General features: G+C 56.2%; 6 protein-coding genes. 2 read left to right on the forward strand and 4 right to left on the reverse strand.

Going from position 1 to position 11,315, the window contains the following annotated elements; translation table 11 throughout:
• Positions 1 to 2 precede the first annotated feature (2 nt).
• Positions 3 to 467, forward strand: coding sequence for a DUF1850 domain-containing protein (locus C814_RS17530; protein ID WP_196809942.1), 465 nt, complete (start codon positions 3 to 5; stop codon positions 465 to 467).
• 22 nt (positions 468 to 489) lie between these two features.
• Positions 490 to 2,472, forward strand: a complete 1,983-nt coding sequence (locus C814_RS17535) for a TRAP transporter permease (RefSeq protein WP_016316749.1) — start codon at positions 490 to 492, stop codon at positions 2,470 to 2,472.
• A 143-nt stretch (positions 2,473 to 2,615) separates the two neighbouring features.
• Here C814_RS17535 and C814_RS17540 read toward each other — a convergent pair whose 3' ends face one another.
• From C814_RS17540 to C814_RS17555, 4 genes are all read right to left on the reverse strand, one after another.
• Positions 2,616 to 3,680, reverse strand: a complete 1,065-nt coding sequence (locus C814_RS17540; protein WP_016316750.1) for a flavodoxin family protein — start codon at positions 3,678 to 3,680, stop codon at positions 2,616 to 2,618.
• A 17-nt stretch (positions 3,681 to 3,697) separates the two neighbouring features.
• The gene (locus C814_RS17545) at positions 3,698 to 4,936 is read right to left on the reverse strand and encodes a hypothetical protein (protein ID WP_016316751.1); all 1,239 of its coding nucleotides are present in this window, start codon (positions 4,934 to 4,936) and stop codon (positions 3,698 to 3,700) included.
• 93 nt (positions 4,937 to 5,029) lie between these two features.
• Complete coding sequence (locus tag C814_RS17550) at positions 5,030 to 9,886, reverse strand: nicotinate-nicotinamide nucleotide adenylyltransferase (protein ID WP_016316752.1); 4,857 nt, start codon at positions 9,884 to 9,886, stop codon at positions 5,030 to 5,032.
• Between the two features lie 265 nt (positions 9,887 to 10,151).
• On the reverse strand, positions 10,152 to 11,087 hold the full coding sequence (locus C814_RS17555; protein ID WP_016316753.1) for a magnesium transporter CorA family protein: 936 nt from the start codon (positions 11,085 to 11,087) through the stop codon (positions 10,152 to 10,154).
• Positions 11,088 to 11,315 lie beyond the last annotated feature (228 nt).

Here is an 11,315-nt window from a genome sequence, read left to right on the forward strand (position 1 = left end):
AGGTGACAGCGGCAATAATGCTCATCGTTATTGCCGCTGTCTTTCTTTCAATCTGCCGTAGCGGGTACTATCTGACACTGCGGGACGGGAAAACGGGTGGAATCTATTCCCGATACCGGGTATCGGATGGCGACAGATTTTCGGTGGGTTTCATCCATTCGGTCAATAAAAGCCCGCTGACCGACGTGTATGAAATCCGTGGTCACAAAATCTATGTGGTGGAAACGATTTATTATGGGTTTGGCGCTGGCGTCCAGACCGAAATTTTAGAAGGACAGACCCTAACTTATGGCGAACATGGGGAGATGATCGTCTCGGGCTTCGACCTTGAGATGCCGCATCTTTCCTACATTGTGGGGACGGTATCCGATCACGTCCTCACGCTGAACGGGCAGGAAATCAGCCTGCGGGAGCTATGCGGCAAAAACAGCACCGTAGCGTTTTCCTGCGAATGGAATTTATTTTAGATGCGCAAAGGAGGGACCGGCTTTGTTTGATTCTGATAAGAAAAAAAACGAGATGGAAACCAACGCTGCAGCGCCGGACACTTCGCCTCAGGCGGAGGATGCTTCCACCGGAACGGCGGAAGATGTAGACGCGATTATGAAAAAGTTTGACCGCGAGTCAAACGTGCGTTTTTATGAGGGCGTCCCCAAAAAGATTGTCCGTTATGCGCTTGCTGGCTTTTCACTTTTGATGGTTTATATGAACCTGTTTGCCAACTGGGATGAACGTGTACGCCGTTCTCTGTTTGTGGGAATTGTCATCCTGTTGGTATTCACAGTTTTCCCGATGAAAAAGGGCAACCTCAGACGCAACTATATTCCTTGGTATGATATTCTTCTTGCGGTGCTCGGTGGTGGAAGCTTTTTCTACTATGTCTTTAACTTTGACACCATCATCAAACACGCCACCCGTATCTCTCAAATGGAGATTCTAATTGGTGTGATTGGTATTCTGGTGCTGGTGGAAGCCTGTCGCCGTGTTGTCGGTATCCCGATTTTGATTGTTGCAAGCTGCTTTGTAATCTACGCGTTTGCGTCAGGTAAAACACTCAAAACCGTTATCTACAATCTCTATTATACCACCGGTGGTGTCATCGGTACTCCGATCGGCGTCTGCTCGACTTATATCGTTCTGTTCATCATCTTTGGTGCATTCCTCGAGGCCACCGGCATTTCCGAGTTCTTCATTCAGGCGGCAAACTCGATCGCAGGCGCTTCGACTGGCGGCCCGGCAAAGGTTGCGGTTATCTCGAGCGCCCTCTGCGGCATGGTTTCCGGCAGCTCGGTTGCGAACACGGTTACGACCGGTAGCGTGACCATCCCGCTGATGAAAAAGACCGGTTACCGCGGGGAATTCGCGGGTGCTGTTGAAGCGGCTTCCTCAACGGGAGGACAGATCATGCCGCCAATCATGGGCGCGGCAGCGTTCCTGATGGCGGAAATGGTTGGTGTTCAGTACGGTACGATCGCGGTCAAGGCGATCCTCCCTGCGTTCCTTTACTTTGCGGGTATCTTTATGATGGTTCACCTCGAGGCGAAAAAGCTCGGCCTGAAGGGTCTGGATAAGGAAACCCTGCCGAAGTTCGGCAAGCTGTTCCTCCAGAAGGGGTATCTGCTGCTTCCGCTGATTATCCTCATCGGGATGGTTATGAAAGGCTTCACCATGTCCCGCGCAGCGGTCATCGCGACGCTGGTTGCAATCGCGGTCAGCATGATTAACAAGGATACCCGTATGACCCCGTCCGGTTTTGTGGATGCGTTGGAGAGCGGCGGCAAGAGCACCCTTTCGGTTGCGGTTGCGTGCGGCATCGCGGGCATTATCGCGGGCGTCGTCACGATGACTGGTCTGGGCCAGATCCTGATTACAGCGATCGTTTCGGTCGCAGGCGATGTGAAGATCATTGCGCTCTTCCTGACGATGCTCACCTGTATTGTTCTGGGCATGGGTGTTCCGACTACCGCAAACTATATCATCATGGCGACCACCTGCGCACCGATCCTTGTCACCGGTATGGGCATCAACCCGATCTCGGCACATATGTTTGTGTTCTACTTCGGTATCGTTGCAGATATCACCCCGCCGGTTGCGCTGGCAGCTTATGCTGGTTCCGCAATCGCACGCTCCAATCCGATGAAAACCGGTATCAATGCTTCCCGCCTGGCGATTGCAGCGTTTATCGTCCCGTACATCTTCGCGCTCAATCCGGCGATGCTGTTCATTGATACCAACGCGATTGGTGTTATCCAGATCATTGTTACTTCGTTGATCGGTATCTTTGCAGTTGCTGCTGGCCTGGAAGGTTTCGTCTTTAAGGATATGCCGATGTGGCAGCGGTTGATTTCCGCGGCCGGCGGACTTTGCCTGATCTATCCGGGTCTTGCTACCGACATCATCGGTCTTGCGGTCATCGCACTGATTTTGGTCCCTCAATATCTCGCTTCTAAAAAAATGACATCTGCGGCTTAATCGCAGCAGTCAAAAAGGCGCGTCCCTGCTCAAAGTCAGGGACGCGCCTCTTTTGTTTTTGCAATAAGGATGCCCAGAGGAAGCCAGATTCGGCGGGACATGTGGCAGAGCCTTTGCTGCGCATATAATGCGGAACGATTCGGTCATTGATCGCAAAATGCAGCAAGCTGCTGGGAAAAACATGCGATCCGCTGATCGATGCCGGGAAGTTTACAGGCATCCCCGGCACTGTTGGCGGTTTCCAGCATCGAAAAACGGGCGGGCAGATAGAAGGTCTTGTTCATGTTAAGCGCACAGATCAACTGCTTGGCAATGATATCGTTGCCCGAATACCCGGAAACTGCGATCGCAAAAAGCGCTTTGTCGTAGAACCGCACCTGACGGAACAAAGCTGTCAGCCGGTTGATAAATGCGGTGAGGTTGGCGGAAAGCGCGTCGTTATAGTTAGGACAGAGCATGACCAATGCATTGGCCTGCCGGATGGCGGGAAAGACCTCATCCACCATCACGCCGCCGTAAAAACATCCACCCTGCTCGCCAAAATGCAGGCACATGGTATAGGGGCAACCGGAGCAGTCGGAAATTTCCCCGTTACGCAGGTTGAACTCGCTGATTTCGCACCGGTCACCAATCTGTTCCCGAACCCGGCGCCAGAGCGCGAGGGTATTGGATGTCTTGTGACTGGAGGCGTGTACTGCAAGCAGCTTTGGACGTTCAAACCGCGGCTGGCTGAAGCCGCAGACCCGCTCGACCAGCTCCCGCGCCGACCGCAGATAGGCACCAAACCGGTCGGTTTCCATCGTGCGGGCAAGGATGGTGAAATTGCCAAGCGAGCCGGTCCCTTCGACCAGCGGCCGTCCCGGGAAGGTACAGCCCGCAAGGTTGGCAGTAAATACCAGCTCGCTCCCGATGGATTTGGTGTAAAGCTCGCTTGCGCCGTCCACCAGGACGCCGCCAACCGACCCCTCCAGACATCCGGGATGCTCCCGCATCCATTGCAGCATGGCAAAGTATTCGAGATTGATGCCGGTTTCCCCCACCATAACCGCAAACAGAATCTTTTTCCCCTTCAGTGGATGAAGCGCAGCGGCTGTCTCGATCGTCGATACGGCAGACCCTTCGAGCGCATAAGCCAACACTTCGGAAAGGCGGCGGGCGGTTTCCGGATGTTCGCATCTCGGGCGGATCAGCACCAGAGGCTGGTTCATTCCGAAACGCCTCCCCGTTAAATCACCGTTGCAAGATGGTCCGCCGCATACTGAATCCGCGCGAACAGTGGGTCAGGAATCGAAGGAAGCAGCTCGGTTTCCAGACCTGTGGCCGTATAGCGGTTTTTGACGCCCATAAAAATGCCGCCCAAAAAGACCGACCCGCAATGCCACTCGCCGCGCAGCATCAGCAGCAGGGAGAGCGCCCCGGAGGAGAGCGCGGGCGCCACATACGGTTTGAAGCCGATCTCCCGCATCTTGAGATTGGCGGTGACAACCAAGTGAGTCAGCTCCTGCGAGAGTGCATCGTCGTAATGCGCAAGCGAATTCGCCACCACAAGCTCCTGACCGTGTGGGCCGAACGACCGTCCTTCGGTAAGGAAACTGGCGAACCGCGGGTCGCGCTTGGCGAAATAGGCGGCGCGGGCGTTCATCACCCCGAGGCCAAACCCCTGGATCTGTTCAGGGCGCAGGCCCTGACCGTCAAACTCCCCGGCCTCGTTCTGGTTGCTGGCGAGGTAGGCGGTTTTGGCGAGCGGGTCTACCGGGTCACTCACTGCGGCCCACAGCCCTTTGAATTTCTGCTCCCGGGCCAGCTTGGCGTAATGGGCGACGATCTTCGAGTTGGTCTCGAACTGCGCCATCCGCACGTCCTTGACCCCAGACCCGACCGGAGGAATCCCCTTGGATGCGACAAATACAAACAGGTCACAGTCGAACAGCCGGTCCGGGGGGATCACTTCAACTTCGGGCATCGCGTCGTAAGCCCAAGGCAGAGAAATCTGGTTCATCTCAAATTCCCAGCGGGCAGTGGTCTTTTCCGAAAGGTCGCAGATGCCGATCGAGGAGATCACATCCTGCCCGAGCAGCTTCAGTCCGGTTAAAAGGGTGCTTCCCACATCCCCAATCGCAAGGATATTGACCCGTTTTTTCCGTTTGTCCGGCGTGCAGGAGATGAGTGACTCCCACTGTGGGTGCCGGTAGTTGACCGCACGCAGCCTGCCTTCCTGAATCAGGCGTCCGAGCAGCGGGTCCGGGTCGCCGTCCGGCAGGCGGGAGGCATCCAGCCAGCGGATGCTCTCCGGCTGGGCGAGCTGTCCCGGATGCCCGACCGAGAACGAAGCGCGGCAGGACTGCGGGTCAGCCTCAAACAGGAAAACCGCTTTGGGTGCATCCGCAGGCGGCTCTACAGCGGGAAACGGCAGATCATGACGTGCACTGCAAAGCAGATGTCCGTCCATTTTGTAATAAAACATAGTTAATATACGCTCCTTTATGAAAATGTTCCGCCTTTCGATCCCGCAGCCTTTCAAAAAATCACCGAAGGGTTTGGGATACAAGGCAGCTCTTCAGATCATCAGCTTGCGGGTACGCATCAACATTTCGAGGTCGTTTTCGAGATAGACCGATGCCGAAAGGTTGGGGTCATAGGCCATACAGGCGCCTTTGTCCGGGCAGAGCGGCAGAATGACCGCCTCGGAAAGCCGGTTCAAGGTAAGGTTGCGCCCGAACTGTTCGCGGTATTCCGACTCGAGCACCATTAGGATGTCCCGCGAATTCTCAATGCAGCAGCGGGAAAACTCGAACGCCGCCAGGTGGGAGCAGTCGGAGACAAAGAACGGGGTCGAGTAGGGAAGAATCCGGTTAACCGACGGAAGCAGCCCTGCAACCGGCATATTTTCCCGCCGGACGGTGTCACCGCCAATAAACGGGTAGAGGGTGGATTCCACGAACCAGTATTTCAGATTCGGCACATAGTAGATGCAGTCAACCGGACGGTTGCGCATCGCCATCAAATCACGCCCGCGGCCCGAGAGCACCCCCACCATCAGCATCCTGATGCGGATATCCTCCTTGATAAAGAGCGGGTCGAGCGCCTGCATCCGGTATCCTTCGTGCAGCAGGCTGTCGACCAGGATCACCGGACGGTTGAAGGATTTGATCGTCCGGACCTGGCTCTCGATCGGGGAATAGTAGGGGAATGCTTCGATGCAGTTGTCTATGATATCGGGGGTGTAGACCTTATCGGTATGGAGCGTTTTCGTGACCGTATTTGGCACTACCGTACCGCGCAGAATCTTGCCGAACGGCACACACATATTCTTTCCGAGCCTGCGGGGGAAGGTCTGGGTATTTGAAACCCCGTTGAGTGCGGTAATCTTGTCTACCATCCGGTGGTGGATCATGTCCGCCGAGAGGGAGAGCACCAGACTGCCCGGTTGAATCTGGGTGGTGGCGAGCTGGAGCCGGTAGTGCGCGGCCTTGATGGCGTCCAGCACCCGCCGGTTGGAGCGGAACGGCTCTTTGATGGTGGTTTCAAGGTTCTGGATCAGGACAAGCGGCGCACGCATATCGACCACATAAAGTGGGCTTGGCGCCTTGTCCGAACATGGTGCACAGACAAATCCCTGCCGTTCGAGCATCTCATGGATGAACGAAGGCGAACCGCTTCCGTAGGAGGAAAAGACCGCATAAGTGCAGCCCTCCGCAAGCGAGGTTGCGAGCGCCTCGGTGAGCAGGAGCTGGGGCAGGTCGTAGGCAGTTTCGGTGATCTGGGTATAGATGCCGGTGAGCAGCAGAATCTTCCCAGAGGCGCGGCGGCGGACATAATCCGCGTAATCATCGCGGTGCAAGGCGAAAAACAGATCGGAGCTGGTGATCTGCCGCAGGCTGGCATACCCGATGATCTGCCTGCGCTTGCCGAGATGCCGGAGCAGGATCAAGGTATCCCCATTCTCTGAGATGCTCTGGCAGATATGCTCAACCCCTGCCCGGTCGGCCAGAACCGAGCGCTCCAGTTCGGCCAGCAGTTCGGGCTGTGGCTCATCCTCTCGCTGGAACAGAATCTCATCGGTATGGATCACCGGCTTATACTGCGGTTCACGCAGATAGAGGCTGTTCTGGTAGATGAACTCCTGCACTGCCGGGTCAATCAGGTTGGAGATGTCGCGGTTGAGGTCGATGTTTTCACGGATACGGGTCGAACTGATGTCCTCCAGATGGGGCGGCAGGGTCAGCTCGACCACCTTGCCGGTGATGAGCGAGAGCGCCGCGCGGTCATGCTCTCCCTCGTCGCCCTCCTCGCCGCTGATCCGCCGGAACACGATATGGTTCATCGAATGGATCGAATCCGCAGACGGAGCCGCACGATAGGAGGAGGCGTTGCGCACCACGTCGCTGCCGACCACAATATAAAGCTCCTTGCTGGGGAACATCCCGCGCAGGCGGCGCAGGTCAGCGGGGTTGGCGATGTTGACCGGCACATCATCCGGGAACAGCTGGACATGCAGCTCGTCGGCAACCGACATGCTGACAATCTGCCGCCGGATCAGGTGGGGCTGGGTCTTTTTGGACCAGGAAAACTCGTCTATCGCGAGGTAGACCTCGAACCCGAGGTCGCGGATCGCCCGCACGATCCCCTTATGTGAGAGGGTGAACGGGTCGAAGGTCCCGGGGAAGAAGGCGACTTTCTGCCGCTGCTCGAAGTGAAAGCTGCCGTAGTCGATCCGGTGGAGTGCAATAAACCGGTAGATGTGAGAAAGGGCGGCTGCACGATAGAAGAATGCCAGACCGCCGCCCGGGTTCTCGGTAATCAGAAAGACCAGCTTTTTATAGCAGTGGGAGAACAGGTTGGTTTTTTCCTCGGGGGAAAGGTTGGATGTGCCGAAGATCGACTTGCCGATGACCAGCAGCGCTTCCTGACGCACCGACTCACGATAGTTGGCAAGCCCGTCGAGCAGCAGCCCAAGCAGGTGCTGGCGGCGTGCTTCGAAGGTATGCTCGCTCTGTACAAACCGCTCCTGATAAACCGGGTAGTGCTCGAGCAGGACGCCCAGCGTATTGAGCGAGACCGCAACAATCCAGTCGTTCGAGCTGCCGAGCAGTTCCTCCAGCCGGACGACCAGTTCATCCAGCTCCTTAGGATGCAGATAAAGTGCCAGCTCGCCCAGATAGTTGGGGATGTACTTCGAGAACTCGTATTCGCCGACCTCCAGCCCCTTGGCAAGCTCGACCGCGATCTCGTTGCGCTGGTCGAGCGAGAGCAGCGGCATGACCCGGAGCAGCGCGGAGCCGGCGTCATGCCGGACAACCACCCATTCACTGACTTTGATCAGGTTGGAAAGGTGGGTCGCAATGTGCAGGATATGTTCCCGCTGTCCATGGGTGAGCTGGTCGAGCAGCACCTCGATGTTGATCGACTTGATAATCCAGGGGGTGGCCGCCTTGAGGTTGTCCAGATAGATGTCACTGAACACATCCTGGCTGTAAAGGATCTCCTCCTGCATACTGGTGCCGAGGCCGAGGCTTTGCAGGGCCTTATACTGCAAAAACAGCATCGGTATATTCTGCTGGCAGTCCAGCCCGCTGATCATCTCCCCGAGCATTCCTATGCAGGGATGTTCCCGGTCGAGCGCCGACGCAAGCTGGGTGAGGAACCGCATTGCCGCAGAGGCCAGGCGGATTTCCCCATCCAGCTTGAGGAAATAGCCTGCAAATGCGATCAGCCGTTCGATCAGTTCCGGGCTGCAAAGGGTATGCGGAAGATAAAGCATGGTATCGAGCAGCGCAAAGGCGGACCCGTCATCGTACCGCTCCGGATTGTTGTAATACCGGGTAAACCGCCCCAGAAAGACCGGTGCGTCATCCTCCCGGCAGGTGTCCAGCGCGGACCCGACAATGATCTTGACCGTATAGCCGATCCGGCTTTTTTGCTGGGCAGTGATCTTGTGGTCGGGGAAGATCAGCATTTCAAGGTATTTTTCCCAGAGGCTGAACGGGGTCTGTTCCGTGGGGTCGATCACCGCATCCTTGGGAAGCTCCTTTCGGTAGCCCATCCGGAACTGTGCGATAATCATGCCCATCAGCCCTGCGGCCTGACGCCGGATATCCCCCTCGCGGTGCATGAGCAGTTCGTACAGGAAGGAGAGCGCCTGCGTTTTCTGGTGAGGGCTGAGATAGGTGGAATACTCTTCGAAGATATCCAGATAGGCGCGCAGGCGTTCCCAGTTTTTCTCGCTGCGGGCCGCTTCGAGGATGTTGCCAAACTGACGGTTGCTGCTCAGGTTGTGCATCAGGCCCAGGTTGTGCTCAACCGAAAGCAGTACCAGCTTGTCGATCGTCTCGTCCGCATCCATCAGCGAGACGTTTTTCTGGGGAGGCGGCGAGAGCGGCCGGCCGGCTAGGTCAAAGTCCACCCCCAGCTGGCGCAGATAGTTTTCGAAGTCGTGCAGCTTGTCATAGACAAACCGATAACGGCGGCGCTTGGCCTCGTCCACATTGTCCAGTTTGTCCAGAATTACCTGGAAGGAGGCATCCAGATCATAGATCGTCGTGATCTCCCGGCCTTCGCTGTCCCGGCTCTGCTTGACCCGGAAGTCCGCATAGATCAGCGCCAGAGATTCGGCCGACAGGTTTTCGATCTCGAGGTCCCAGGTCGAATGGTTGGCGGCGATATGGCCGATCGTGGGGATGTCATGCGCAAGGAACCAGCGGTCGGTGTAATAGTAGTGCAGATAGGGTACCCGCTCCCCCGGCTTGCAGCCAAATTTCCCGAGATCGTGCCCCGCAGCAGCGCCCGAGACCAGTGCAAGGTCTACCGGTATGCCCGCTTCATGCAGCCCATAGGCAACTGTCATGGCGACATGGTGCACCCCGACCACATGTTCCATCAGGCAGAACGGGGTCACCTCCCGGGCGATCCGCAGAAGCTCATAGACATACTCCTCCCGGAAGATTTTCAACAGGCGCCGGTAATCCTGTGCATGGTCGCATCCGGTGAGATCCTCCTCGGGGACAAACCGGAAATCGTACAGACAGTCAAACGGCAGGGCCTGTTTTTCGTAGGCAAAAAGCACCTGCAAAAGCTGAAGCAGGAACCGGGCGCCGTCGTTGTGTTTTTTGGCACGCGCAGCAAATTCCGCATCCGGAAACATCAGGTTGCGGGCAAACAGGAAGGTAAACTCGAGCCATCCTTCCTCCGGCTCCGGGGAGAGCCGGTTCAGCAGATCGACAACAAGGCTGGCAACCTTCCCGCAGTTCAAGCGTTCCTGGATCGGCAGAATCTGTCCCAGCAGGGTGGGCCAGTCGGCATCGTGCATCAGGGCGGTCATCGCCTTTTTGGTTATCGAGAGCCGCTGCAGGAACTCGCGTCCACACATCGCCTGGGAAAGATCGAGCGCTGCCTGTCGGATCAATTTCTTGGACATAGGGTTTCCTCCATCTCCTTACCGGGCCTGGGGGATGCCCGGCAAAATTTCAGTTGATCTTACAGTCATATTATGCACCCATTTACAAGGTTTGGCAAGGGATTTGCAGGGCAGAATTGCCGCTTTGAAGGATTTTTTCCCATCCTCGAATCCTGCCAGCCGTTTTGCTGCCTGGAAAGCAGCAGCCCCTGCGTTGGGGGTGGCCCGCGGCAGAGGCTGTGCCGGAAATTTCATCCGGCGCTGCTTTCTATCCTGATTTTGATGTTCAGTGGAACATGTCCTTTTTCATCAGCACGAGCGTCACGATCGCGCTGGCGATGAGCGCAATTACAATCGGGAACCACCAGACCGCCAATGGGAGTCCGGTTACATTCATGCCGTAAAAGCTGAACACGATATTCGGGATCGCCATAACAATCGTGATACAGGTCAGCACCTTCATCACAATGTTCAGGTTGTTTGAGATAACCGACGCGAACGCATCCATTGTCCCGGAGAGGATGTTGGAATAGATGTTCCCCATTTCGATTGCCTGTTTGATCTCGATCAGGACATCCTCGAGCAGGTCCTCATCCTCCTCATAGAGCTTAATGATCCGCCCGCGCAGAATCTTTTCAAGGGTGATCTCATCTGCTTTCAGCGAGGTGGAGAAATAAACCAGCGATTTTTCCAGCCCCAGAAGCTGGATCAGCTCCTTGTTTTTCATCGACTGGTGCAGCCGCTGCTCGGTAGTCGATGAAATTTTGTCAATCTGCTTGAGGTAGATCAGGAACCGCTGGGAAATCCGCAGCAGGGTCAGCAGCAGAAACCGCGTTTTCAGCGAGGTTTGCAGCCCTTTCACCCGTCCGGCCGCAAGATCAAGGATGGTCATATTCTCATGCAGGCAGACGGTGATTACATATTCCTGTGTGATGATAATACCCATTGGAAGTGTCGTATAAAGGATCGTCTTGTTCTCATCCGCCTGCTCCTCCGCAGACGGATAGTCAACGATCACGAGGGTCTGTCCCTCCTCGCTCTCGATACGGGAGCTTTCTTCCTCATCGAGCGCGGCACGCACGAAATCCGGCTCGACTCCGAGGTCTCCGGTCAGAAACGCGATTTCCCCTTCGGTCGGGCTGACCGCAGAGATCCAGCACCCCGTTTCCGGAGCGTCAATCCGCAGAACGCGGTTGTCTATTGTCTTGTAAAAATTCAGCATCGCAAACCCCTTTCTTCAAGGGGCAGCTCCCTCGGCGGCAGTTCCCCTTGACACTCGGTCCTGTTCTTTTTGCAGCCTGCTACTGTGGCCGTTTCCTGGGTCAGGGTTCAAAACTGTACACCTCCTGCTGTTTTGACCGGGACGGGAACAGGTTATGCCCGCGCACCGCCCTGGCCATCGTTTTGGTATCATAGCTGTTTTGCAGCTATGATGCCACAATTGCGAAGC

Source organism: Anaerotruncus sp. G3(2012) (assembly GCF_000403395.2).
In the GTDB taxonomy this organism is placed as follows: domain Bacteria; phylum Bacillota; class Clostridia; order Oscillospirales; family Ruminococcaceae; genus Anaerotruncus.